The 25,001-nt window shown below is 63.5% G+C and carries 23 protein-coding genes; 8 read left to right on the top strand and 15 right to left on the bottom strand.

Going from position 1 to position 25,001, the window contains the following annotated elements; translation table 11 throughout:
• Positions 1-56 precede the first annotated feature (56 nt).
• The 8 genes from DEM27_RS00840 to DEM27_RS00810 all read right to left on the bottom strand — a co-directional run bounded on the left by DEM27_RS00840 (position 57) and on the right by DEM27_RS00810 (position 9,435).
• The gene (locus tag DEM27_RS00840) at positions 57-1,703 is read right to left on the bottom strand and encodes a globin-coupled sensor protein (protein WP_245445596.1); all 1,647 of its coding nucleotides are present in this window, start codon (positions 1,701-1,703) and stop codon (positions 57-59) included.
• Between the two features lie 382 nt (positions 1,704-2,085).
• Entirely contained in the window at positions 2,086-2,397 is a 312-nt protein-coding gene (locus tag DEM27_RS33445; RefSeq protein ID WP_128755413.1) for a hypothetical protein, read from the bottom strand.
• Between the two features lie 24 nt (positions 2,398-2,421).
• Entirely contained in the window at positions 2,422-3,807 is a 1,386-nt protein-coding gene (locus DEM27_RS00835) for an FGGY-family carbohydrate kinase (protein ID WP_109456293.1), read from the bottom strand.
• A gap of 3 nt (positions 3,808-3,810) precedes the next feature.
• Positions 3,811-4,824 (bottom strand): ABC transporter permease, encoded by a 1,014-nt coding sequence (locus DEM27_RS00830; protein ID WP_109456292.1) that lies wholly within the window; start codon positions 4,822-4,824, stop codon positions 3,811-3,813.
• Positions 4,821-5,804 carry an ABC transporter permease gene (locus DEM27_RS00825; RefSeq protein ID WP_109456291.1) on the bottom strand — a complete coding sequence of 328 codons (984 nt, stop codon included), beginning with the start codon at positions 5,802-5,804 and terminating at the stop codon, positions 4,821-4,823. Before DEM27_RS00825 ends, DEM27_RS00830 begins: the two co-directional genes overlap by 4 nt.
• A complete protein-coding gene (locus DEM27_RS00820) occupies positions 5,804-7,312 on the bottom strand; it encodes a sugar ABC transporter ATP-binding protein (RefSeq protein ID WP_109456890.1) in 1,509 nt (502 codons plus the stop codon). The genes DEM27_RS00825 and DEM27_RS00820 overlap by 1 nt, the downstream gene beginning before the upstream one ends.
• Before the next feature lie 281 nt (positions 7,313-7,593).
• Positions 7,594-8,583 (bottom strand): rhamnose ABC transporter substrate-binding protein, encoded by a 990-nt coding sequence (gene rhaS / locus DEM27_RS00815; RefSeq protein ID WP_109456290.1) that lies wholly within the window; start codon positions 8,581-8,583, stop codon positions 7,594-7,596.
• Positions 8,584-8,628: 45 nt separating this feature from the next.
• Entirely contained in the window at positions 8,629-9,435 is an 807-nt protein-coding gene (locus tag DEM27_RS00810; protein WP_109456289.1) for a DeoR/GlpR family DNA-binding transcription regulator, read from the bottom strand.
• A 192-nt stretch (positions 9,436-9,627) separates the two neighbouring features.
• Between DEM27_RS00810 and DEM27_RS00805 the strand changes: the two genes are divergently transcribed.
• Positions 9,628-11,727 (top strand): bifunctional rhamnulose-1-phosphate aldolase/short-chain dehydrogenase, encoded by a 2,100-nt coding sequence (locus DEM27_RS00805; protein ID WP_109456288.1) that lies wholly within the window; start codon positions 9,628-9,630, stop codon positions 11,725-11,727.
• Here DEM27_RS00805 and DEM27_RS00800 read toward each other — a convergent pair whose 3' ends face one another.
• Positions 11,728-11,886: a YqaE/Pmp3 family membrane protein gene (locus tag DEM27_RS00800; RefSeq protein ID WP_109456287.1), complete on the bottom strand. Its 159-nt coding sequence runs from the start codon at positions 11,884-11,886 to the stop codon at positions 11,728-11,730.
• A gap of 80 nt (positions 11,887-11,966) precedes the next feature.
• Between DEM27_RS00800 and rhaI the strand changes: the two genes are divergently transcribed.
• Positions 11,967-13,262, top strand: coding sequence for an L-rhamnose catabolism isomerase (gene rhaI / locus DEM27_RS00795; RefSeq protein WP_109456286.1), 1,296 nt, complete (start codon positions 11,967-11,969; stop codon positions 13,260-13,262).
• Between the two features lie 3 nt (positions 13,263-13,265).
• Here the strand turns inward: rhaI and DEM27_RS00790 are convergent, their stop codons facing one another.
• The 3 genes from DEM27_RS00790 to DEM27_RS00785 all read right to left on the bottom strand — a co-directional run bounded on the left by DEM27_RS00790 (position 13,266) and on the right by DEM27_RS00785 (position 16,075).
• Complete coding sequence (locus DEM27_RS00790) at positions 13,266-14,390, bottom strand: acetate/propionate family kinase (RefSeq protein WP_109456285.1); 1,125 nt, start codon at positions 14,388-14,390, stop codon at positions 13,266-13,268.
• Positions 14,391-14,842: 452 nt separating this feature from the next.
• Positions 14,843-15,208 carry a hypothetical protein gene (locus tag DEM27_RS33440; protein ID WP_128755412.1) on the bottom strand — a complete coding sequence of 122 codons (366 nt, stop codon included), beginning with the start codon at positions 15,206-15,208 and terminating at the stop codon, positions 14,843-14,845.
• 36 nt (positions 15,209-15,244) lie between these two features.
• Positions 15,245-16,075 (bottom strand): alpha/beta hydrolase, encoded by an 831-nt coding sequence (locus DEM27_RS00785; RefSeq protein WP_109456889.1) that lies wholly within the window; start codon positions 16,073-16,075, stop codon positions 15,245-15,247.
• A 324-nt stretch (positions 16,076-16,399) separates the two neighbouring features.
• Between DEM27_RS00785 and DEM27_RS00780 the strand changes: the two genes are divergently transcribed.
• The 5 genes from DEM27_RS00780 to DEM27_RS00760 are packed head-to-tail and all read left to right on the top strand — an operon-like array spanning position 16,400 to position 20,879.
• Positions 16,400-17,536: an ABC transporter substrate-binding protein gene (locus tag DEM27_RS00780; RefSeq protein WP_109456284.1), complete on the top strand. Its 1,137-nt coding sequence runs from the start codon at positions 16,400-16,402 to the stop codon at positions 17,534-17,536.
• 12 nt (positions 17,537-17,548) lie between these two features.
• A complete protein-coding gene (locus DEM27_RS00775) occupies positions 17,549-18,469 on the top strand; it encodes a branched-chain amino acid ABC transporter permease (RefSeq protein WP_109456283.1) in 921 nt (306 codons plus the stop codon).
• Between the two features lie 7 nt (positions 18,470-18,476).
• Positions 18,477-19,454, top strand: a complete 978-nt coding sequence (locus DEM27_RS00770; protein ID WP_109456282.1) for a branched-chain amino acid ABC transporter permease — start codon at positions 18,477-18,479, stop codon at positions 19,452-19,454.
• The gene (locus tag DEM27_RS00765) at positions 19,447-20,196 is read left to right on the top strand and encodes an ABC transporter ATP-binding protein (RefSeq protein ID WP_109456281.1); all 750 of its coding nucleotides are present in this window, start codon (positions 19,447-19,449) and stop codon (positions 20,194-20,196) included. Before DEM27_RS00770 ends, DEM27_RS00765 begins: the two co-directional genes overlap by 8 nt.
• The gene (locus DEM27_RS00760) at positions 20,196-20,879 is read left to right on the top strand and encodes an ABC transporter ATP-binding protein (protein WP_420028784.1); all 684 of its coding nucleotides are present in this window, start codon (positions 20,196-20,198) and stop codon (positions 20,877-20,879) included. The genes DEM27_RS00765 and DEM27_RS00760 overlap by 1 nt, the downstream gene beginning before the upstream one ends.
• 10 nt (positions 20,880-20,889) lie before the next feature.
• Here DEM27_RS00760 and galE read toward each other — a convergent pair whose 3' ends face one another.
• The 3 genes from galE to DEM27_RS00745 form a co-directional block, all read right to left on the bottom strand.
• On the bottom strand, positions 20,890-21,873 hold the full coding sequence (gene galE / locus DEM27_RS00755; RefSeq protein ID WP_109456279.1) for a UDP-glucose 4-epimerase GalE: 984 nt from the start codon (positions 21,871-21,873) through the stop codon (positions 20,890-20,892).
• Between the two features lie 120 nt (positions 21,874-21,993).
• Positions 21,994-23,214 (bottom strand): adenylosuccinate synthetase, encoded by a 1,221-nt coding sequence (locus DEM27_RS00750; RefSeq protein ID WP_109456278.1) that lies wholly within the window; start codon positions 23,212-23,214, stop codon positions 21,994-21,996.
• 28 nt (positions 23,215-23,242) lie between these two features.
• Positions 23,243-24,148: a hypothetical protein gene (locus DEM27_RS00745; RefSeq protein WP_109456888.1), complete on the bottom strand. Its 906-nt coding sequence runs from the start codon at positions 24,146-24,148 to the stop codon at positions 23,243-23,245.
• Positions 24,149-24,290: 142 nt separating this feature from the next.
• Here DEM27_RS00745 and DEM27_RS00740 point away from each other — a divergent pair, with 142 nt between their 5' ends.
• Positions 24,291-24,959 (top strand): NUDIX hydrolase, encoded by a 669-nt coding sequence (locus tag DEM27_RS00740; RefSeq protein WP_109456277.1) that lies wholly within the window; start codon positions 24,291-24,293, stop codon positions 24,957-24,959.
• Positions 24,960-25,001 lie beyond the last annotated feature (42 nt).

Below are 25,001 nucleotides of genomic sequence, written 5' to 3'. Positions count from 1 at the left end.
GGCCGCATGTCGCCACCCCATGTCCCGTTTATAAGCAAAGGTGGTAAAGAAACCGCTCATCGCATGCTTCCCATTCGGTGAATCGGACGATTAAAATTGTTCCGAACGTCATTCTCGCGGGATATTTGCCGCGCAGACGGCAAGATCGCGGTCCTTGCCGGCGCCAAGGGGGCGGCCTTCGGCGCGGCCTGGCGTGCAGCATATTCCTGCCGGTGGATGCGGAATTCGCGAATGGTCTCGCCGAGTTCGAGGATGACGTTGTGAAGCTCGTCCGTTTCCGTCCCGGTGCGGCGCGCAAGCTCGGCGTGGCTGCCGATGTCGCCGCCAAGCGTGCCGAGATCGGCGGTGACGGCATCCAGGCCGCTGGCATGCTCTTCCGTCGACCGGGCGATATCCGATATCGCCGCGTTGATGTCGGTGACCTGGCGGACGATGTTGCCGATCGCGTCCTGGGTGCGGCCGACCATCTGGACACCGGCCTCGACCTGGGATTTCGTGCCGCCCACCAGCGTCTTGATTTCCCGGGCGGCATCGGCGGACCGCTGCGCCAAAGCCCGGACCTCCTGGGCGACGACGGCGAAACCGCGGCCGCTGTCGCCGGCGCGCGCCGCCTCGATGCCGGCATTCAGCGCCAGGAGATTGGTCTGGAAGGCGATCTCGTCAATGACGCCGATGATCTCGCCGATCTGGGACGCGGATGTCTCGATATCGGCCATGGCGCTGATCGCCTTGCCGACGACATTGCCGCTGTCTTCCGCCGCCGAACGGGTCGCCAGGGCAATCTGTTCGGCAGATTTCGTGAAGCCGACGCTTTCGCGGACGCGGGCTGCGATGCCGCCGAGCAGGTTTGCGGTGCCGAGCAATTGCTGCGACTGGCGAGCCGCATGGCCGACCAGCGTGCCGGCATCGCCGGCAAGACAGCCGACCGCAGCTTCGGCCGCTTCCGACCGTTCGGCAAACGAGCTCAAGGCCGTCTGCATTTCGTCGAGAGCGGAATTCAGCGTTTCGGCAAGCTCGGAATAGAGGTCCGGCACCTCGCCGGCCACCCTCACCGTCAGGTCCCGGGAGGCCAGGCCACGAAACACATCGCCGAACAGGCGCTCGACGTCGGCGTGATCCGCCTGCCGCTGGTCGTCCAGCTGGCGCTTGTGCTGGAAGCGCTGCTGGTTGAAGCGCAGCGACACGGCGATTTCGACATCCACCAGCACCATGCGCATGACGGCGGAAAGGACCTCGCCCAGTTCGCGGGCGCGCCTGCGTTTCGCCGGCGTGACGTGCCAGCCGTCCAGTTCACCGATGAGGCCGGAGAGCAGGTGTTCCATGACGACTGCATGGCCGGCCACGTGCCAGCGCGGGTCGATGCCCATCTTGCTCTCGGCATCCGAAAGCACCTTGACGCGCTCGGCATACAGGCTGTCGAAACGGGCGTCGGTCAAAACGTCCCAATGCGACGACTGCAGATCGTGCATGCGCTCGACCTGGCGTTCGCTGGAAAAGACGCGGGCCGCATCGGGAAAGGTCTGGAACCGGTGGAAGAGATCGCGCAGGCCGGCTTCGACCAGCGGCTGCAGCATGGGGCGATACCGGCGCACGAGGTCGCACCGATCGCCGTCGAGACCGGCAAATCTCAAGCGATCGCGCAGGCTGCCCTGCGTCCGCTGCGACTGATCTGATGGCCCCTCGTGCCCCAACAAAAACCCCATGCGACTGGGCCGCCGCATGAACGTGCGGTCGGCCGAACTGATTGCGCCAGACATGCCGCGGAGAAACGGGATCGGTCGGGGATATCGGCCCCAGGCGAATGCCAACGCTGTCTCCAAAGGCTGTTTCTGCAACTGCTTTGTGAGAGATACCGGATCGATACCGGTACGGCGGTGCGGCGTCATGCCTGGTCGGGATTTCCAGGAAACGAAATCCCATTCCGACGTGCCTTCAAATATTTATGGTTAATTCCTTGCCTGAAGGTTAATTGTCTATAGTCATCTTCCAGTGTTTCGTCAAATCGGCACGCCTGCCATGGAATTTGCGCCGAACGGGGACAGTTCCGCGGGGCCGGAGACGCAAGCCAGAGGCAAGTTCCAGGTCTTAGAGCTTAAGATGCAAGTTGGCGATGATGCCGACGGAGGAACGAGCAATGATTGTTCTTGGAATAGGCGCTTCGCTTATCACCGTCCTGACATTGGCAGCAATAGGCTTGCTTCTGGATATTGAAATGGGGCGACGAGAAACGGGCATCCGGATTTTCTGAATTCCAAATTTGAACTGTAATGCTTGAAACGCATCCGGTGGGAAGAAATCTCCATCGCGAATCGAGCAAAAGAGCGGCGGAAGAAAGCAACCGGCATCAGGCCAAGGGTCTTCTTCTTGTCCATTTTGAATCGAAAAGGCACGCAGCATCAGGTGGCGTGCCTTTTCTTTTGATTATTCCGATTGTGCCGCCACCGCGGCTCTCCAGGCAGCTGCATAGGCGGCCAGCGCCGCATCGGCATCGGCGGTCCAGATCCGGGTGCGCGGCGCGATCTCATGCTTGTCCCGCAACACCAGGCCGGCCGTGCCGAGGCTCGTACCCGTCGTCCCCGCGCTCAGGCGAACCGGACGGCCGGTCGCTGCCGCCAGCATGTCGAGATAGGACGGATTGGCGGCGAACGGCCCTTCGACGACGATATCGCCTTCGGCACCGATGAGGTCGAGGCTGGTTGCCGTCATCAGCGCCAGATAATAAGAAACCGCCAGAAGACGGGCGCCGGGCGACAGGCTGCCTTCTTCGCATGACCAGCCGCCATGACGATGCGGGAAAGGCCCGGACCCTTCCGGCAGCGACGGCAGGAAGAACACCGGCTCCTCCAGCACCCGTTTCCGGTCCGCCGGCAGGATTTCCACGTCGCCGGCAGGGGCGAGAAACTGGAAGGCGCGGCCGCCCATGAAGCGCGCCGAGGGGACCGGCTGGCCCAGCGCACTGACATTGACCAGCGTATCGCGATGTTCGTCGAGCGAGACCGGCCGGGCGCCGGGCGCCAGCATCACCACCCAGGTGCCGGTCGAGACCACCGCGAAGGGCGGTTCGCTCGCCCAGAGATGCGGCAGCAGGGACGCGTTCGAATCGTGCAGGCCGCAATAGACGGGCATGTCGGCCGGCAGGCCGGTCGCGGCGGCGACGTCGGGTCGGAGGGTGCCGAGCACCTCGTCCGCCTTGCACATCGGCGGCATTTTCCGTCGCCAGCCCATGGCATCCGTCAGCGTCGAGTAGTCGTTCTTCCACGGCGCCCAGAGATCGGTGTGGCAGGCAATCGAGGTGATTTCGTTGGCGAGCACGCCCGTCAGGCGAAAGGCCCAATATTGCGGATAAGCGATGATGGTCTCGACCTGGTCGAAGAGATCGGCAAAACGCTGTTTCTGCCAGAAGAGCTGCGCGCCGACATTGAGGCCGCCCGGCAGGCGGGCCGAGCCGGTTTCGGCAAAGGGCGGCCGGATCGCGTCGTATTCGGCGGCGAGGTCATCTGGGCCGGCATGCTCATAATCCAGCACCGGCAGGGCAAGCTCACCCTTGCCGTCGAGCACGACGATCGTCGCGCCGTGGGCTGTGATCGAGATCGCCTCGAAGCCGCGTTCCGCATGAAGTTCCTTCAGCGCCGAAAGGATGAAGGTCCACAATGCCTCCGTATCGAAATGCGGATAGGGCGCGGTGTCGAGGACACGGTTGGGAACGGTGCGGGCAGCGACTTCGCTCGACGTGGCGAGGTCGAACAGCACCACCTTGGCATTGGTCTTGCCGATATCGATGACGGCGACGCGGGAAATGTTCTGCATGGCTCAGGCCGCGCTCCTGGCCCAGCGACGGCTCAACCGTCCGTAGACGATTGGCAGGGCGATGACGAGGATCAGAAGCAGGCCGATGAAGATCGACATGACGATGCCCGGCACGTTGAGCAGGCCGAAACCGAAGGTGACCATGCCCATGATCAGCGCCGCCAGGACGACGCCGGGGATGGAGCCGGAACCGCCGAGGATGTTGACGCCGCCGAGAACGACCATGGTGACCACTTCCAGTTCCCAGCCGAGCGCAATCGACGGGCGGGTCGAGCCGAGCCGCGACGTCAGGCAGATCGACGCCATGCCCGCCATCAGGCCGGTCAGCAGGAACAGGATGAATTTTATGCGGCCGACGCGGATGCCGGAGAAAAGTGCCGCCGTCGCATTGTTGCCGATCGCATAGACGGCGCGGCCGAAATTCGTCTTGTGCAGCAGCAGGCCGTAAACAATCGCCGCAACGACGAACAGCGCCAGTTCGAAGGAAAACACCCACCAGACATAACCCTGGCCGAAATAGGCGAAGCTTGCGGGATAGCTGGTGAACGCCTGGTCGCCGAGGATGATGAAGGAGGTGCCGCGAAACAGGCTCATGGTACCTATGGTGACGACGATCGACGGCAGGCCGAGGCCGGTGACCAGCAGCCCGTTGATCGCGCCGCAGCCAAGGCCGGTGGCAAGGCCGATCGCCACCAGCATCGGCGTATCGAAGCCGGCCTGTGCCGCATAGCCCATGGCCGTCGAGGTGAGCGCGATGATGGCGGCGACCGAGAGGTCGATTTCGCCGGAAATGATCACCAGCGCCATGGCGAAGGCGATCAGCGCCTTTTCGGTAAAATTGAACGACGCGTCGGAGAGGTTCCAAGGATCGAGGAAATATGGAGAGGCGAAGGAGTTGGTGATGAAGATCGCCAGCGCCACGACGATCAGCAGGCTTTCCCAGCTTTTCACCCAACGGGCTGCCGGGCTTTTCAGCCGATCGGGAACATAACGGGCTGTCTGTTCGACGCTGATCATGCCACATGCTCCGCGCGCTTGAGGATGACCCTGCCCTTGCGCCGTTCCGCCCGGGCGTTGACGGCGACGGCGATGATGATCACCGTGCCCGAAATCGCCATCTGGGCGAAAGGCGAGATGTTCACCACCGGCAGGGCGTTCTTGATGATGCCGAGGAACAGTGCGCCGAGCACCGCCCCCGGCACGGTGCCGACACCGCCGGCGATCGAAATGCCGCCGATGACGCAGGCGGCGACGACATCCAGCTCGAAGCCGGCGGCGATATCGACATAAGCGACGGCATAACGCGATACCCAGAGATAACCGGCAAGCCCGGCAAAACCGCCCGACAGGCAATAGGCCTTGAAACGGGTGTAACCGACATCGAGGCCGGTATAGACGGCCGCATGCGGATTGCCGCCGACGGCATAAAAGGCGCGGCCGGTCGGCGTGCGGCGCATGACCACCAGCATGGCAATGATCACCGCCAGCGACAGCCAGGACAGCACCGGCATGCCGGCGACGATACCGCGCGGCAGGCTCTTGAACAGGTCGCTCATCTGGTGGGCGTTGATCCAGGCGCCGCCGCTGAGCAGGAAGATGGTGCCGCGGAAGATGGTCATGGTGCCCAAGGTGACGACGATCGGCGGAATGTCGAGCTTCCAGACCAGCAGGCCGTTGATGGCGCCGAGCGCGGTGCCGAGCACGACGGCGATCAGCACCAGCAGCAGCACCGGCAGGCCGGGCACGTAAAAATTCAGCATCGCCGCGACCATGCCGCAGAGCGCCAGGTTGGCGGCCATCGACAGGTCGATGCAGCGCGTCAGGATGACGACCATCTGGCCGAGCGCCAGGATGATCAGGATCGACGTGTCATTATAGACATTGGCGAGATTGGCGAGGGTGATGAACCCCGGAAAGCGCCAGGTGACGACGACGAGCAGTGCTGCAATCGCCACCAGGAGCAACAATTCGCGGCTGCGCAAAAACATGGTGAGCATCAGGCGCCCTCCCCCGGCACCGCGCCGATGCCGGCGGCAGCGCGCACCAGCCGTTCGGCGGTCAATTCTTCGCGTTCGAAACGGCCGACGATCCGGCCTTCGCGCATGACGATGACACGATCGGCCATGCCGATGATCTCAGGAATTTCCGAAGACACCATGATGACGCTGAGGCCTTCGGCCGCCAGTTCGCTCATGAAGGCATGCACCGCAGCCTTGGAACCGATGTCGATACCCTTGGTCGGCTCATCGAGGATGATGACCTTCGGCTTGGTGGCCAGCCACTTGGCGATGACCACCTTCTGCTGGTTGCCGCCCGACAGCGTGCCGACATCCTGGTCCAGCGAGGCGGCACGCAGGTCGAGCCGCGCGGTATATTCCCGCGCCAGCGCAAATTCGCGCGCCATGCGCAAAAAGCCCTTGCGGGAGACCTGGCCGAGCGACGGCAGCGTGACGTTCTGGAAGATCGGCAGGCCGATGACGGCGCCCTGGCGGCCGCGCTCTTCCGGCACGTAGACGATGCCCTGCGCGATCGCTTCCGAGGGGGTGCGGATGACGGCGATGTTGCCGTCGATCCGCACCGCGCCGGCGGACGGTTTGGTGACACCGAACAGCGATTGCATGAATTCGGAGCGTCCGGCGCCGACAAGTCCGTAGAAGCCCAGAATCTCGCCGCGGCGCAGCTCGAAATTGATGTCCTCGAATTCCGTCGGGTGGCGGTAGCCGGCAACGGTAAGCACCGGTTCGCCGATTTCGGCCTGCTTCTTGGGAAACACCTGACCGACGTCGCGGCCGACCATCATGCGCACCAGCTGGTCTTCGGTGGTTTGCGAAATCAGCCCCTCACCCACCATCCGGCCGTCGCGGAAGACGGTGTAGCGATCGGCAATCCGAAAGATCTCGTCGAACTTGTGGCTGATGAACAGGATCGCCTTGCCGGCGGCTTTCAGCTTTTCGACAAGCTCGGAGAGTTCATGGATTTCCTTGTGCGACAGCGCCGCTGTCGGCTCGTCCATGATCACGACCTGCGCATCGATCGACAGGGCACGGGCAATCGCCACCAGATGGCGGTTGGCGATGCCGAGATCGCGTAGGCGGATCGACGGATCGATGTCGGCGCCGATTTCCTTCAGCAGGGCGCGGGCCTTTTCATTAACGAAAGCCCAGTCGACGAAGCCGAAACGCGTTTTCGGCGCGTGGCCGATGAAGATGTTTTCCGCCACCGACAGATCGTCGAACAGCACCGTTTCCTGATGGATGGCGGTGACGCCGGCCTTGGAGGCGGCGTGTGCGGTGGGGAAAGAAACGGCCGTGCCGTTGATGCGGATGCTACCGCCATCCGGCTTGTAGATGCCGGTGAGGATCTTGACCAGCGTCGACTTGCCGGCGCCGTTTTCTCCCACCAGAGCGGTGACGCTGCCGGGATACAGCGTCAGCGACACATCCGACAAAGCGCGAACGCCGGGAAAGGATTTCGAGATCCCCTCGAGCGTGATGGCGGGCGCGATCCGCGATGTGGTGGTGTCGTGCAGCAATGGTCGAGTCCGTTGGTTTAGTATGGAGTGCCGAGTTTGCACGGCAATGACTGTTGAGAGTGCTCTTGCCCCTCATCCGCCTGCGTCCTTCGGACCCTTCTCCCCGTCGTGACGGGGAGAAGGAACTCGCGGCACGGCTTTGAGACCATCGTCAACGATGCGATGGAGGACGTGGGTTCGGCATACTCATCGTCTCTCCCCCCAGCGGGGAGAGGGTTCGGGTGAGGGACACCCCCCACCCGCCAACTTCAAAATCAGAAGATCTTGGCGAATTCTTCGACGTTCGAAGCATCATAGATGAAGGGGTCGGCCATGGCGCCTTCATTGTTGTCGTCGAGTTTCAGCGTGCCCATGCGGCCCATCTTGAGTTCCGCGCCCGGCTTGGCCTCGGCACCGTTGATCAGGTCGTAGGAGAGCATGGCAGCCGAATAGCCGAGGTCGATCGGGTTCCAGATGGCGAAGGATTTTGACGCGCCAGACTTCACATGCGCCGCCATTTCAGAAGGCAGGCCGAGGCCGGTGACGTTGATCTGGCCGATCTTGCCGGCGTCGGTGACGGCCTGCGCCGCAGCGACGATGCCGACGGAGGTCGGTGCGATGATCGCCTTCAGGTTCGGGTACTTCTGGATGAGGCCCTGCGTTTCGCGGTAGGACTTGTCGGCGAGGTCGTCACCATAGACTGTGGCGACGACGTTGATGCCCTTGTAGTTCGGCAGCACCTTGGTCATTTCCTCGATCCAGACGTTCTGGTTGGTCGAGGTAGCGGTTGCCGAAAGAACCGCGACATCACCGCCTTCCGGCAGGTTGTCGGCGGCGAGCTTGATGATCATGTTGCCGATCAGCGGGCTGGACGACGGGTTGAGATGCAGGGCGCGGCCATCCTTGGCGACGCCGGAATCCCACGAGATCACCTTGATGCCGCGATCCTGGGCCTTCTTCAGCGCCGGCACCAGGGCATCCGTATCGTTGGCGGACACGGCGATGGCATCGACCTTCTGGGCGATCAGCGCGTTGATCACTTCGATCTGGCCTTCGGCCGTCGTGGTCGTCGGGCCGGTGTAGATGATCTCGACGTCGCCGAGTTCCTTCGCAGCTTCCTGGGCGCCCTTGTTGGCCGCTTCGAAGAAGCCGATGCCGAGCGCCTTGACGACGAGGGCGATCTTCTTGTTTTCCGCATGCGCCATGTTGGCCATCAGCGCCGTGGAAATGGCTGCCGTCACCAGCAGCGTCTTCAAAATCTTCATGTCCGTTCCTCCCTTTGTTGTTCAAAGACCGTCGGCACCCACTCCTCAGGCGATCGACGGCTGTTCCTCTCTCATTCCTTGCGTTTCGGCGACGATCAGCTGAACGCCGGCCTCTTCCAGCATCGAGGCATGCCTGTCCTCGATGCCCGAATCTGTGATGACGGTGGCGATGCGCTTCAGCCCACACAGGATGAGGCTGGAACGCTGCCGGAATTTCGATGAATCGACGAGCACGACGAGTTCGTCCGCCTGGTCGATAAGTTTCTGCTCGGCCTGGATCAAAAGCGGATCCGTTTCCATCAATCCGAGAGGCCCGAGACCCTGCGCCCCCATGAACATGCGGCGCGCATAAAAATTGCGCGTCACGTCATTTTCGAAAGGCGAGAGGATGACGCTCTGCTCGCGATAGATCACGCCGCCGGAGAGCATGATGGTGTTCTTGGAATTCTTCAGGAGATGTTCGGCGATCGGAAACGAGTTGGTGAAGATGTGCATCCGCCGGTTCGACAGGAAATGCACCATCTGGAACGTCGTCGTGCCGCCGTTGAGGATGATCGGGTCGCCGTCCTCGCACAGCGCCACCGCCTCCTTGGCGATCGCCTGCTTTTCCCGCGCATGCATGGTTTCGCTGACGCTGAAGGGCCGACCGGCCAGGCCGACGAACTGCGGCGGATGCAGCGCCTCCGCCCCGCCGCGCACCCGGCGCAGCCGTTTCTGCACGTGCAGCGCCGCGATGTCCCGGCGGATCGTCGCTTCGGAGCTTTCCGTCAGCTCCACCAGCTCGGCAACGGTCACGACCGGCTTGCCCTGGATGGCGGACATGATGATCCGATGGCGTTCTTTTTCGTGCATGGTTCCTCCAATGCCTGTCATGCTTCCATCATCTTCGCGCAGTGTCAATCACAAACAATCATATTTTTTCATTGTGCAGCGCATCATGATCGAATTTGATCGTTTGTGATTGACAATCGCCGTTCTTCCATGGAATTTGAGCGAAGCAAAGCGGGACCGGCCCAACGGTCCGCGCATGGGAGGATCTCAGCGATGGCAAGTGGAAACCAGGGCTCGCACCTTGCGGATTTGTGGGATGACGCCAAGGCGGCGGGCAAGAACGAGGCGGAACTGCTTCTCTATCGTTCCAATCTCCTCGGCTCCGACAAGCGCATCACCAATTACGGCGGCGGCAACACCTCGGCAAAGGCGACCGAGCGCGATCCGCTGACCGGCCAGCCGGTGGAGGTGCTGTGGGTCAAGGGTTCGGGCGGCGACGTCGGCACCATCAAGCTCGACGGTTTCGCGACGCTCTACATGGACAAGCTGGAAGCGCTGAAGGGCCTCTATCGCGGGCTTGAGCACGAAGACGAGATGGTCGGCTACCTGCCGCATTGCACCTTCAACCTCAATCCGCGCGCGGCCTCGATCGATACGCCGCTGCATGCCTTCGTGCCGAAGAAGCATGTCGACCACATGCATCCCGACGCGATCATCGCCATCGCCGCCTCGAAGAACAGCAAGGAGTTGACGCAGACGATTTTCGGCAACGATATCGGCTGGTTGCCGTGGAAACGCCCGGGCTTCGAACTTGGCCTCTGGCTGGAGAAATTCTGCAAAGAGAACCCCAACGCCCGCGGCCTGATCCTCGAAAGCCACGGCCTGTTCACCTGGGGCGCCACCGCCAAGGAATGCTACGCAACGACGGTCGAGATCATCAACAAGGCGATCAACTGGCTGGAAGGCGAAATCAAGGGCGAGGTCTTCGGTGGCCCCAAGGTGAAGGTGCTGCCGGCCGACGAGCGCCGCGCCGTGGCGCGCCAGTTGATGCCGGTGCTGCGCGGCCTGATCAGCGCCGACGAGCGCAAGCTCGGCCATTTCGACGATAGCCCCGCCGTGCTGGAATTCGTTTCCTCGCGTGAGATGGAAGCCTTGGCCGCGCTCGGCACCAGTTGCCCCGACCACTTCCTGCGCACGAAGATCCGGCCGCTGGTGGTGGATTTCGATCCGGCGAAACCGGACGTCGAAGCGACCATCGCCGGCCTGCCGGCAGCGCTCGACGCCTACCGCAAGGATTACGCCGCCTATTACGAACGCTGCAAACGCGCCGACAGCCCGGCTATCCGTGATCCGAATGCCGTGGTCTATCTGGTGCCCGGCGTCGGCATGCTGACCTTCGCCAAGGACAAGGCGACGGCACGGATTTCCGGCGAGTTCTATGTCAACGCCATCAATGTGATGCGCGGCGCCTCCTCCGTCTCCACCTATGTCGGGCTGCCGGAGCAGGAAGCCTTCGATATCGAATACTGGCTCTTGGAAGAAGCCAAGCTGCAGCGCATGCCGAAGCCGAAGCCACTGGCCGGCAAGGTCGCCTTCGTCACCGGCGGCGCCGGCGGCATCGGCAAGGCGACGGCGCACCGGCTGATCCGCGACGGCGCCTGCGTCGTCATCGCCGACATCGATGCCGATGCGCTTGCCGCGGCCAAGGATGAGCTGTGTGGCGTGCATGGTCGTGATGCGGCCGAGGGCGTGATGCTGGACGTGACATCGGAAGATCAGGTGATCCGCGCCTTCGACGAAGCCGTGACCGCCTTCGGCGGCATCGACATCCTGGTGTCGAATGCCGGCATCTCGTCGGCCTCGCCGTTCGACGAGACGGACCTCGCCACCTGGAACCGCAACATCTCCATTCTGGCGACCGGTTATTTCCTCGTCTCGCGCCAGGCCTTCCGCCTGATGAAGCAGCAGAAGATCGGCGGCAACATGGTGTTCATCGCCTCCAAGAACGGACTGGCCGCCTCGGTCAACGCGTCGGCCTATTGCACCGCCAAGGCGGCGGAAATCCATCTGGCCCGCTGCCTGGCGCTCGAAGGGGCGGAATTCGGCATCCGCGTCAACACCGTCAACCCGGACGCCGTGCTGCGCGGCTCGAAGATCTGGACCGGCGAATGGCGCGAGCAGCGTGCCGCCGCCTACAATATGAGCCCGGACGAGCTGGAGGAGCACTACCGCAAGCGCTCGATGCTGAAGCTCGGCGTCTATCCGGAAGATGTCGCCGAGGCGGTGTTCTTCCTGGCATCCGACATGTCGGCAAAATCGACCGGCAACATCATCAATGTCGATGCCGGCAACGCGCAGTCGTTCACGCGCTGATCACTTGCGGAGGATCACCCAGACGGCGTGGATGATGCCCGGGATATAACCGAGCAGCGTCAGCAGGATGTTGAGCCAGAAATGCAGGCCGAGACCGACCTGCAGGAAGACGCCGACCGGCGGCAGGAGAATGGCGATCAGAATGCGAACGACGTCCAAGGGGACCTCCGAAAACCTTTATTCAACAAACCCATAACGCAGAGAAACGCGGGATGGTTCATGTGTCCGGGGAGGAGAACATGACGGAACTCAAGATCGAGGCCGCGCTGGTGGCGGCCGAAAACGACAAGCGCCGCGCCGCCCTCAAGGCGGATTACCACGCGCTCGGCGAACAGCTTTCCCGCCGCGGCATCGATATCGATGCGGTCAAGCGCAAGGTGGCGGCTTACGGCGTCGCCGTGCCCTCCTGGGGCGTCGGCACCGGCGGCACGCGGTTTGCCCGCTATCCCGGCAAGGGCGAGCCGCGCAACATTTTCGACAAGCTGGAGGACTGCGCCGTCATCCAGCAGCTGACGCGGGCGACGCCGACCGTTTCGCTGCACATTCCATGGGACAAGGTGGCCGATCTGGGCGCGTTGAAGCAGCGAGGCGAGGCGCTAGGGCTCGGCTTCGACGCCATGAACTCCAATACCTTCCAGGACCAGCCGGGCCAGATGCATTCCTATAAATACGGCTCGCTTTCCAATGCCGATGCCGCGACCCGGGCACAGGCCGTCGAACACAATATCGAATGCATCGAGATCGGCGAAAAACTCGGCTCCAAGGCGCTGACGGTGTGGATCGGCGATGGCTCGAATTTTCCGGGGCAGGTGAATTTCACCAAAGCCTTCGAGCGTTATCTCGACTCGATGAAGGCGGTCTATGCCAGGCTGCCGGACGACTGGCGGATTTTCAGCGAACACAAGATGTTCGAGCCCGCTTTCTATTCTACTGTCGTGCAGGACTGGGGCACGAACCTGCTGATCGCCCAGGAACTCGGTCCGAAAGCCTTCTGCCTCGTCGATCTCGGCCATCACGCGCCGAACACCAACATCGAGATGATCGTCGCCCGCCTGATCCAGTTCGGCAAGCTCGGCGGTTTCCATTTCAACGATTCGAAATATGGCGACGACGACCTCGACACCGGCTCGATCGATCCCTACCGGCTGTTCCTGGTGTTCAACGAACTGGTGGATGCGGAAACACGGGCTGCGGCGGGCTTCGACCCGGCGCACATGCTCGACCAGAGCCACAACGTCACCGACCCGATCGAAAGCCTGATGATCAGCGCGACCGAGGTGAGCCGCGCCTATGCGCAGGCGCTGCTGGTGGATCGTGCAGCCCTTGCCGGCTATCAGCACGGCAACGATGCGCTGATGGGATCGGAAACGCTGAAAGCCGCCTTCCGCACCGACGTGGAACCGATCCTCGCCATGGCGCGACTGGAAAACGGCGGCGCGATATCGCCCGTCTCCTGCTTCCGCGCCTCGGGTTACCGGGCGAAGGTGGCGGCGGAGCGGCCGGCGGTCACCGGTTCGGGCGGCGGGATCGTCTGACGCTTACATCGTATGCCGCTGCAGCAGGCGATGCGCCTGCTTGGCGATCATCCATTGCTCCCGGGTCTGGGTGACCAGCACCTTGATCCGCGAGCCTTCCGCCTGCACCTGCGGCGCCTCGAAACCGTCGAGCTTGACCGCCGCATTGCGCGTTTCGTCGAAGGCGAGGCCCAGGAATGCGAAACCGCTGCAGATTTTCGCCCGCATGGCCGCATCGTTTTCGCCGATGCCGCCGGTGAAGGCGATGACATCGAGACCGTTCATCGCCGCCGCATAGGCGCCGATATATTTGAGCACACGATAGGCATATAGCTCAATCGCAAGCCGGGCATCGGCATCCCCCTCGCCTGCCCGCTTGCGGACGTCGCGCATGTCGCGTCCGGCGGCCGAGAGCGCGGCAAGGCCGCTGTCCTTGTAGAGCGCGTCCTCGATCTCGGCGACGGACAAGCCAAGCTCCCGGTTGAGATAATGAAAAATGCCGGGATCGACATCGCCGGAGCGCGTGCCCATTACCAGACCTTCCAAGGGCGTCATGCCCATCGACGTATCGATCGAAACGCCGCGATCGATGGCGCAGACGCTGGCGCCATTGCCGAGATGGCAGGAAATCAGCCGCAGGTCGGACGCCGGCTTGCCGAGTTCTTCCGCCACGCGCTCCATGACATATTGATGCGATGTGCCGTGAAAGCCATAGCGCCGCAGCCCCTTCTCCCGCCAGGAGCGCGGCACCGCATAGGTATAGGCATGCGCCGGCATGGTCTGGTGGAAGGCGGTATCGAAGACGGCGATCTGCGGCACGTCCCAGGTGGTTCGCGCGATGCGGATGCCGGCGAGGATCGGCGGATTGTGCAGCGGCGCCAGCGCGGTGCAGGCTTCGATTTCCTTCAGCACCGCATCATCGATCAGTGTCGCTTCGGTGAACTGCTCGCCGCCATGCACGGTGCGATGACCGACGGCATCGATCTCGGCGACGCCGGCTTCTTGCAGCAAACCGGGAATGGTCGCCACCGCTTCGGCGACATCGGCAACCCGTTCGAGCTCGGATTTGAACCGCTGCTCGCCGGTCAGCATGTCGAAGACGCTGAATTTTACCGACGAACTGCCGGCGTTGATGACCAGAATACGCATCTCGACCCTCCGCTGTGGCACAGGCTGCCGATGCAGCACGCTTTTCGATGCTTAGGAAATACGGTCGTCACGATCAAGCCGGATCAGGCGATGCGACAAAAGCAGGCCGCAAATAAGAAACCCACCGGGGGAGGAAGTCCGGTGGGTTTCTGATAGCGGACTGACAACTGGGAGGAGGAGTGTTGCCAGTCACATCGAGCGGCGTTGGGAGGAGGAGTAGCCGCTTCGATGCTGTGAATATACACGCTTTCGCAGCAAAAAGTATGATTATTACCGCAATGCAGCAATGCATTGAGCGCATGGGCAGCAACAGAAATAGCTCCTCTCTGCCTAGATTTTCGGCAACTGGCTGAGAAGACGGCAAAATCGGAAGTAAAATGCAAGAAACCCACCGGGGGAGGAGATCCGGTGGGTTTCTAATAGGAGACTGACAACTGGGAGGAGGAGTGTTGTCAGTCGGATCGAGCGGCGTTGGGAGGAGGAGTAGCCGCTTCGATGAGTTTTTTATAGCGGAGCCGGCCGATTGGCAAAAGAGGAAATATTGCATTGCAGCAATGCAAATCCGGCATGGCATTCTCTTGCGACTGAAAGTGCGCCGGCGGGCACAATATTGCTCGACGCCGGCAATCGCCCTTTCCGGAAACGCCGCGGAGAACGGTTTCGAACCCCTTGTTCAGCTGCAATTGCGGACCGAAGATCATTCTTGTGCCGTGTCTCAGCGCCGCAACGATATTGGCAGTATCGCCGCCGCCGGCAATCGAAATAAAGCGGCCGCCGTCGTCGCAGCGGACGACGCGGCAGGCCCAACGGTCCTCCATTGTCCGCAAGGCGCAGCCGTCGGCCAAGGCGTGGGGTCAGGCACCGAGCAAAGTGCGCGTCAGCGGATGCGCGGCATCCGCCAGGCCGTCGACGACGTTGAAATGATGCCGGTCCGGCTCCTCGATCGCTGCGGTTTCGGCGCCGAGGCCGGTCCATATATTGGCCAGCAGGGCATTCTGGCGGATGAACTCGGCCCGTTCGCCGGCGCCGACCCAGCAGGTGATGCGAGCACCCGCCATCGGCGGGAGCAAAGCCGGGCTCTCGCTTACCGCCTCGGCATCGTCGATCTTCAACACTTCGTTCATCGCCGTGCGCATCATCGGCCGCAGGTCGTGCACGCCGGAGATCGACACGACATGGCGGATGCGCTCGCGCACCGCCTGCGGCAATGGCGAGGTGGCGCTGACCATGCGGCTGACCAGATGGCCGCCGGCAGAGTGGCCGGTGAGGAAGATCGGCCCGCCGATCATGCCCGCCGCCTTTTCGACCGCCCTGCCGACTTCGGCGGTGATGCCGCCGATGCGGATATCCGGGCACAGCGTGTAGGACGGCATGGCGACCGCATAGCCGCTGTCGACCGAACCCTTGGCGAGATGCGACCAGAAACTGCGGTCGAGACGGTGCCAGAAGCCGCCGTGGACGAACACCACCAGCCCCTTCGCCTCGCCTTCCGGCAGAAAGAGGTCGAGTTGGTTGCGCTCGCCGTCGCCGTAAGCGATGCCGATTTTTGCCCGGCCCGCCGCCAGCGCGCCGTCGCGATAGGCCTGCGCCGGCCCGACCCAGGCGGCCGGCCAGCGGTCGCCGCCGGGAATGTTGACACCGTTGGCATAGGCGTTGTCCCAATCGCTGATATGGTGCAGGATCATCGTCGTCAGTTCCCTTGCAAGCTGTTCGGCAGCATCTTTCCGGCAAACGTGGCGCAATCGTCGAGATATTACAACCTTAAAATTTCTCCTTGAAACCGGCGGGATGCGGTGCAATTCTCGAACCGTCGGCTATATCGCCGGACGCGAAACCATACGAACGGATGAAAAACGCGGTAGACGTTTTTGGCCGAATGTGGAAAGTACGGTTAGAGCATTGATAAAAAAGGCACATAAGATGCCTTTGACAATGCGGTGGACGGGCGCGCAGGCGCAATCCGGACGCTCGATAAAGTGGAACGAACACAAGAAACGGGAGTGCACGACATGAAGAATCTGCTTTCTGCCGCCGTCATCGGCTTGGGCATCGCCGCCACAGGCCAGGCCGCCGCCGAGCCGCTGAAGATCGGCATGATCACGACGCTTTCGGGCGGTGGCGCTGGCCTCGGCATGGATACGCGTGACGGCTTCATGCTGGCGATCAAGCAGGCCGGCAACAAGGACATCGAGGTCATCACCGAAGACGACGGCCAGAAGCCGGAGCTTGCCGTGCAGATCGCCGACAAGATGATCCAGAGCGACCAGGTGGACATCCTCACCGGCATCGTCTGGTCGAACCTTTTGATGGCGGTGGCGCCGAGCGCCGTTGCGCAGGGCAAGTTCTACGTCTCGACCAATGCTGCACCGGCAGCACTTGCCGGCGAAAAGTGCAATCCGCTCTATTTCAACGCCGCCTACCAGAACGACAACCTGCACGAGGCGATGGGCGAATACGCCAACAAAGACTACAAGAAGATGTTCATCATGGCGCCCAACTATCCGGCCGGCAAGGATTCGCTGACCGGCTTCAAGCGCTATTACAAGGGCGAGGTCGCGGCCGAGGTCTACACCCAGGTCGGCCAGACGGATTATGCCGCCGAGATCGCCCAGATCCGCGCTTCGGGCGCCGACGGTGTGTTCATCTTCCTGCCGGGCGGCATGGGCATCGCCTTCATGAAGCAATATTCGCAATCAGGCGTGAAGACGCCGGTCATGGGCCCGGGCTTCTCCTTCAGCCAGGACGTGCTGCCGGCCATCGGTGATGCGGCGCTCGGCGTGAAGAATTCCGGCCAGTGGGCCAAGGACCTCGACAACGAGGCCAACAAGAAGTTCGTGCCGGCCTTCCAGGCGGAGTACGGCCGCCTGCCGTCGATCTATGCGGTGCAGGCCTATGATGCGGCGCAGTTGATCCTCTCGGCCGCCGCCAAGGCGGATGTGAAGGACACGGAAGCCTTCCGTGCCGAACTGCTGAAAGCCGACATCCAGAGCCCGCGCGGAAAATTCAAGTTCAACACCAACCAGCATCCGATCCAGGACATCTATGTCGCCGAGGTCATCAAGGAAGACGGCGTGCTGACCAATAAGATCATCGCCCCCGTCTTCACCGATCACGGCGATGCCTATGCCAAAGACTGCAAGATGTAAGGCGATAACGCCTTGACCATCGCACTCGCCATCGAGCAACTGCTCAACGGCCTGCAGCTCGGCGTCATGTTGTTTCTCATGGCCGCCGGGCTGACGCTGATCTTCGGCGTCATGGGCCTGATCAACCTGGCCCATGGCTCGCTCTACATGGTCGGCGCCTTCGCCTGCGCCACCATCGCCGCGTGGACGGGATCGTTCTGGCTCGGCCTGGTCGCCAGCCTTGCCGCCGCCGCGGCGGCGGGGGCGATCATCGAGCTGACCGTCATCCGCAGGCTCTATGACCGCGATCATCTCGACCAGGTACTGGCGACCTTCGCGCTGATCCTGATCTTTTCCGAAGGCACGCGCTGGATCTTCGGCTCCTTCCCGCTCTATCTCGATATTCCGCCGCTGCTGCAGGGTGCCGTCGCCCTGCCCGGCGGCGCGGAATATCCGCTCTACCGCCTCGCCATCATCGCCGTGGGTGCCGCCGTCGCCATCGGCCTTTACCTCTTGATCTCGAAGACGCGGCTCGGCATGCGCATCCGCGCCGGCGAAAGCGACCGGGAAATGATCGGTGCGCTCGGCGTCGATATCCGCACGCTTTATACCATCGTCTTTGCCCTCGGTTCGGCGCTGGCGGGCTTTGCCGGCGCCATGGTCGGCGCGCTGCAATCGGTGCAGGTCGGCATGGGCGAGCCGGTGCTGATCCTCGCTTTCGTCGTCATCGTCATCGGCGGCATCGGCTCGATCAAGGGGGCGCTGATCGGCGCCATTCTCGTCGGCGTCGTCGATACGCTCGGCCGGTTCCTGCTGCCGCAGATCCTCGCCATCCTGCTGCCACCGGCGCAGGCCGGGCTGATGGGCGGCGCGCTGGCCTCGATGCTGATCTACATCGTCATGGCAGTGATCCTGGCGGTGAAGCCGCGCGGCCTGTTTACGGCGCACGGGTGAGGACAAGATGACGCTCAGCCGCGAAACCCTGATCAATCTCATCCTCATCGTGCTGCTCGCCGCCGTGCCCTTCGTCGCGCTCGGCATCGGCCAGCCTTTCTACATCACGCTCGCCACCCGCATCGCCATCCTGGCGCTCGCAGCGGTCGGCCTCAACCTGGTGCTCGGCCTCGGCGGGCTTGTCTCCTTCGGCCATGCGGCCTTCTTCGGCATCGGCGGTTATGTCGCCGGCATCCTGGCCGCACATGCCTCCTCGGGCGAAGCGCTGATGTTCGGCCTTGCCGGCAGCGACCAGATGCCGGTGATCTGGCTGGTGACGCTCATCGTTTGCGGCATCGTCGGGCTGGCCATCGGCGCCGTCAGCCTGCGCACCAGCGGCGTCTATTTCATCATGATCACGCTGGCCTTTTCGCAGATGATCTATTATTTCGCCGTCTCCTGGCCGGCCTATGGCGGCGAGGACGGGCTGTCGATCCTGGTCCGCAACCGGTTTCCCGGCGTCAACAGCATGAAACCGATCAGCTATTTCCTGATCTGCCTCGGCATGCTCATCGCCGGGCTGGGCCTGTTCAGCCTCATCCGTGCCTCGCGCTTCGGCGCGGCGCTGCAGGCGGCGCGGCAGAATGCCGTGCGTGTCGCCGCCGTCGGCATCTCGCCCTACCCGATCCGGCTTGCCGCCTTCACGCTGTCGGGCATGATCACCGGCGTTGCCGGGGCGCTCTACGCCGACCTCAACCGCTTCGCCAGTCCCTCGATGATTTCCTGGCACATGTCGGGCGAACTCATCGTGCTGATCGTGCTCGGCGGCACCGGCCGGCTGTTCGGCCCGGTGGCCGGCGCCATGCTTTACGTCGTCTTCGAATTCGCGCTCGGCGGGCTGACGGAGCGCTGGCAGTTCTTCCTCGGCCTCATCCTGCTGGCCGTCGTGCTGTTTGCCCGCGGCGGCCTGCTCGGCCTTCTGGCCGGAAAGGCCCGCCATGGCTGAGACCGTTCTCGAAATCGAAAACCTCGTCAAGAATTTTGGCGCGCTCAGGGCCACCGACGGCGTTAGCCTCGACCTCAGGCAAGGCGAGATCCACGCGCTGATCGGCCCGAACGGTGCCGGCAAATCGACGCTGATCCACCAGATCTGCGGCACGCTGAAGCCGGACCAGGGCAACATTCGCTTTTCCGGGCAGGACATCACCGCCCTTGGCGTCGCCGAACGCGCCCGGCTGGGGCTTGGCCGGACGTTCCAGGTGTCCTCCATCGCCCCGGAATTTTCGGCGTTGCGCAATGTCATGCTGGCGGTGCAGGCGAAGCAGGGAACGAGCTTCCGCTTCTTCACGCCGGTGATGCGCGACCGCTCGCTCACCGAGCCGGCCATGGCGATGCTGGAACGTGTCGGCCTCGCCGCCCGCGCCGATATCCCCGCCGCCGAACTGTCGCACGGCGAACGCCGGCAGCTGGAAATCGCCATCGCGCTGGCGCTCGAATCGAGAGCCTTCCTGCTCGACGAACCGATGGCCGGCATGGGGCCGGAAGGCTCGAAGGCGCTGACGGGTTTCCTCGACGGCCTCCGGCACGAAGCGCCGATCCTGCTGGTGGAGCACGACATGGATGCCGTCTTCGCGCTTGCCGACCGGATTTCGGTGCTCGTCTACGGCAAGATCATCACCACCGGCACAGTCGACGAGATCCGCCGCGACCCGGCGGTGCGCAGCGCCTATCTCGGAGACCACGCCTGATGCTGCTCGAAGTTGCCAGTCTCAAGGCCTTCTATGGCGCCAGCCAGGCACTGTTCAACGTCGACCTGACGGTTTCCGAAGGCGAGGTCGTGGCGCTGATGGGCCGCAACGGCATGGGAAAGACCACCACGATCCGTGCCGTCTGCAACCTGACGCCGCCGCGCGGCGGTTCCGTCCGGCTGGCCGGCACGGATCTCAGGGGACGTCGGCCGCATCACGTAGCCCGCCTCGGCATCGGCCTCGTTCCCGAGGGCCGGCGCTGTTTTCCCAATCTCACCGTCGAGGAAAACCTCGTCGCCGCCGCCCGTTCCGGCGCCTGGACGCTGGAGCGCGTCAACACGCTCTTCCCGCGCCTGAAGGAGCGTCGCGACCAGATGGCGCTGTCACTTTCCGGCGGCGAACAACAGATGCTGGCGATCGGCCGGGCCTTGATGACCAACCCGCGCCTGCTGATCCTCGACGAGGCGACCGAAGGGCTCGCCCCTGTCATCCGCCAGGACATCTGGGCGGCGATCCGCACCCTGAAGCAGGATGGGCTTTCCATCCTCGTGGTCGACAAGACCCTGCCGGAACTGCTGCCCGTCGCCGACCGCTGCACCATCCTGGAAAACGGCCGCTCGGTCTGGACCGGCCGCCCGGCGGAACTCGACAAGACGCTGCAGGATCGTTTCCTGGGGATCTGATAGCGGGCGCTCAATGCCCGTTGGAGGCCTTGTGCCAGTTCCACGCGGTCTCGACGATCTGGCGCAGGTCGTAGCGGGGTTGCCAGCCGAGCAGGTCGAGGGCCTTGCGGTTGTCGGCCACCAGCGTCGGCGAATCCCCTTCCCGCCGCGACGACAGCGTCACCTTGAAGGTCCGGCCGGAAACCTGCCGTACGGCATCGAGCAATTCCCGCACCGTCGTGCCGGTGCCGGTTCCGAGATTGACCGCCGTGGACTGGCCGCCCGACAGCAGATGCTGCAGCGCCCGCACATGCGCATCGGCGAGATCGAGCACGTGGACATAGTCGCGCACGCAGGTGCCGTCGCGGGTATCGTAATCCGTGCCGAAAACCGTAAACCCGTCGCGGCGGCCGAGGGCCGCCTCGATGGCGAGCGGAATGGCATGCGTTTCCGGCGTATGCCATTCGCCGATGCGCCCTTCGGGGTCGGCGCCGGCGGCATTGAAGTAACGCAGGATGACGGAGCGCAGGCCGTCGTCGAGACCGAAATCGCCAAGCGCCTGCTCGACGATCCATTTGGTGCGGCCGTACGGATTGATCGGCGCCTGCGGATGCGCCTCGCCCATCGGAAGCTGCTGCGGCAGGCCGTAGGTGGCGCAGGTGGACGAGAAGACGAAGGCCTTGACGCCCGCCTGCCGGGCGGCGGCCAAAAGCGTCAGCGTGCCGACGACATTGTTGTCGTAAAAGGCCGCCGGCTCGCGGACGGACTGGCCGACTTCGATCAGTGCGGCAAAATGCAGGATGGCGGCAGGGCGGTATCGCGCCAGCACGTCATCGAGGCGGTCTCGGTCGCGGATATCCCCCGGCTCGAACGGTCCCCATTTGACGAATTCCTGGTGGCCGTTGCTGAGATTGTCGAAAACGACCGGTGTGAAACCCTGCCTGGCCAGTTCCAGGCAGGTGTGGGAGCCAATGTAACCGGCCCCTCCGACCACCAGTATGGTCTTTTCGTTCATGGCGCTGCTGCCTCTGCAGATGACATTGGATCAGCGTTAGATGATTTCGCTTTACCGAGTGTGAAGCCATGGACGATCCGGTCCATTTGTTGCGCCCTCTTGCGGTGGAGACCGGAATTTTCAACCAGCTCGGGCAAGCTCCCCGACCGGGCGGAAATGGGTTCGGCCGGCTCCCCAGCTTTCGCCGAAAAGCGGAAGATTGGCCCCGCCTGCGATCCGCCGGCCGGCATCCTGCGGATCGACGCTCGTCGGCCCGCCGCCATCCAGCAGGGCGAAACCGCAGCTTGCCTGGTCGAGGCATGTCACCGAAAGGTCGGGCGCCACCGCGACGGCGCTCGATGCCGCCGCTTGCAGATCATGCGCGATTGCCGACCGGAGCACGGCAAGGTCGAGCGGCGCAAGCCGCAGCGTGCCTTGCCAGGCATTCGGCGCATTGGTGGGATCGACCATATCGATGCCGGCGAGGCCGGCGGCCTCGTGCGCCAGCGGCCCGGCGCCGTGCCGCGTCACGTAGCAACGGGTGACATAGTGGGCGTCGATGCTGTCGATGCCGGCTTCCCGGGCGATCGACACCATGTTTCGCAGGCCGGTATTCGAGCGCGTCACATGCGGAAACGCGCCGTAATCCTGGTCGAGCAGCAGGCCCTGCGCACCCTCGAAGATCACCTGGCCTGTTTCTCCCAGGCGGCTGTCGGGCCGCAGGGTGACGTGGTCGAGATAGGCTTCGCAATCGCGGAGGAAGCGACCGATCACCGTCTCGATATCGACATGGCGCATGATGTCGTCGGGCAGCCGGTCGAGGCCGAGGCCACGAAGCCTTTGCGGCACCCAATCCGTCCAGATGCACCACAGGCAGCCGGCAAGGTGCGGCTTCGAGAGATCGCCGGTGCGGATCGCGTGGTCGGGCCGCAGGCACCGCTCGATGGCCTCGCCGAAACCCAGGCCGCAGCTGCCGTGGCGCCCGGTCCCGCGCGACAGTTCCAGCGCCTGGTTGATCATCATGTCGAACGGCGTGGTGACGATGGCGCGCGGATCGGCACTGACCGCAAGCTCGGCGCCGAGCGCCTTCAGGGCCTGCCGCTCGCCCTGGAAAAACATCGGATGGGCGACGAAGAAGGCGCTGAGATGGGTGGGGGCGCCGGCCAGCGCCCCCGAGCCGAAATGATGGAACACGTGCCGGCGCCCGTCGGGCGTCGCCACCGTGTGCCCCGCCTGGGCGCCGCCGTTGCTGCGCACCACCACGGCGTCCGCCGTGCCGCAAGCCAGCCTGTCGGTCAGAAGGCCCTTGCCCTCGTCGCCGTAGCCTGCCCCGATGACTGCCTGTGCCTGTCTGGTCGCCATGGCGGCCTCCCTTTCCTCAAGACGTCGTTCAACGGAAGTAGCGGGCGATGCCGCGCCGGCCGAAATCCTTGACTGCCCTCGCGACGACCGCCGAGGCCGCGCCGCCCCAGCTTGCCGCCACGTCCTGCGGATCGCGGCCTTCGTTGATCTCGATGCTCGAGACCACCAGCTCGGCGATGCGGCGGTAATCGTCGAGGACCAGCGTGCGCTCGGCCAGAAGCGGCCGCCAGCTGCGCAGGACGCGGTCGAGCCCCGTCGCCGCATAACCTTCGCGGATGACGATATGGAACACCTCGTAGCTGCGCTGCGCCAGCGCCAGGCACTCCCGCGCGCCAAGGCCGCGCGGCGCCTCGGTGCCGAAGATCCGGGTGATTTGCTGCTGCGTCAGCCCGTCATGGATCGGCTCGTCGCCGATGGTGAAGAGATACCCCTTGCGGCCGTTGCGCTCGAAGCAGTCCGTCGAGGTCTTGAGGGCGGCGAGCAGATGCGCCAGGCTGTAGCTCTCGCCGTTGTTGCCGCCGCCGTTGCCTTCCAGCCAGAGGCCGCGGATCTGGTCGGCAAGCGAGATATCGGCCTCGAACTGCGTCGCCTGCAGTGGCGCCCGGTCGGTATAGGCATCGCCGATGGCGGCGACCATGATGTGCGGATCCGACACCGGCTTGCGGTCGTAGATCTCCGAGGTGAGCGTGATCAGGCCGCTGCGCATCAATTCATGCGCGATCATACCCATCGAGCCGGTGACATCCGATGCCAGGATGATCGGTGTCGAAAACGGATTGACGGCGCTGTCGCGGCTTTCGCGAACGGTAAAGACCGCCGGGTCGAAGCGCGGATCGATCGTGGTGGCGGCAAACACGTCGTCCCGGCTGCGGCCGTCGACATGGTCGCGATTGTAGGCTGCCCAATCCTCGGTGCTGAAACGTCCCATTCCCATGGTCTTGCTCCTTTCGGTTCTGCCCGCGTCGTCATCGGCGCGCATTCACCTTATAAACTTGCAAAATGTAATTTGCAAATTGCTATTTGCAAATTGTTCCGGCAACCATCTGTGCTAAGCAGGAGAAAACGGGGAGACGACCATGCAACCGGAATACGAACGGCCGATCGTCACGGTCGATATCGTGCTGATGACGATTGTCGAGGGCGCGCTGGCGGTGGCCCTGCTGGAGCGCGACAACGCACCGTTCCAGGGCGTGCCGGCGCTGATCGGCGGTTATGTCCACACCGACGAGGATGAGGACGCCGAGGCGGCGGTGCGGCGCATCCTCAAGGCCAAGGCGGGGCTGGAAGGGCTGTTTTTCGAACAGTTGCGCAGCTTTGCCGGCCGGGACCGCGATCCGCGCGGCTGGTCGGTGTCGATCGCCTATTTTGCGCTGGTGCCCCCTTCCCTGCTGAGCGGCGGAACGGGGAAAACGCTTCTGCTCCGCCCAGCATCGGCGCCCGGCGAGCTTCCCTTCGACCACGAAAGAATCGTTCTAGCGGCGCGCGAACGGCTGCGCGGCAAGGGCGCCTATTCGACCATCGCCGCCTGCCTTCTCCCAAAGGTCTTCACCATGTCGGAACTGCAGGGCACCTACGAGACGGTGCTGGGCGAAACGCTTGACCAGAGCGCCTTCCGCCGCAAGATGAAGGATCTGGATCTGCTGGAAGAGGTGGAAGGCGAAAAGCGCCAGACGCTGATCGCGCGTCGCCCGACGACGCTCTACCGCCTCAAGGCCGCACCCTCGGTCTTCGACCGGCGCATATGAACCGCTACAGCGTGTCGCGATCCTTCAGGTTCGCTCTAGCAC

The sequence above is a fragment of the Rhizobium album genome, from assembly GCF_003122325.1.
In the GTDB taxonomy this organism is placed as follows: domain Bacteria; phylum Pseudomonadota; class Alphaproteobacteria; order Rhizobiales; family Rhizobiaceae; genus Metarhizobium; species Metarhizobium album.
The sequence above is the reverse complement of the archived record's forward strand: the minus strand, read 5'-3'. Positions and strand labels throughout refer to the sequence as shown.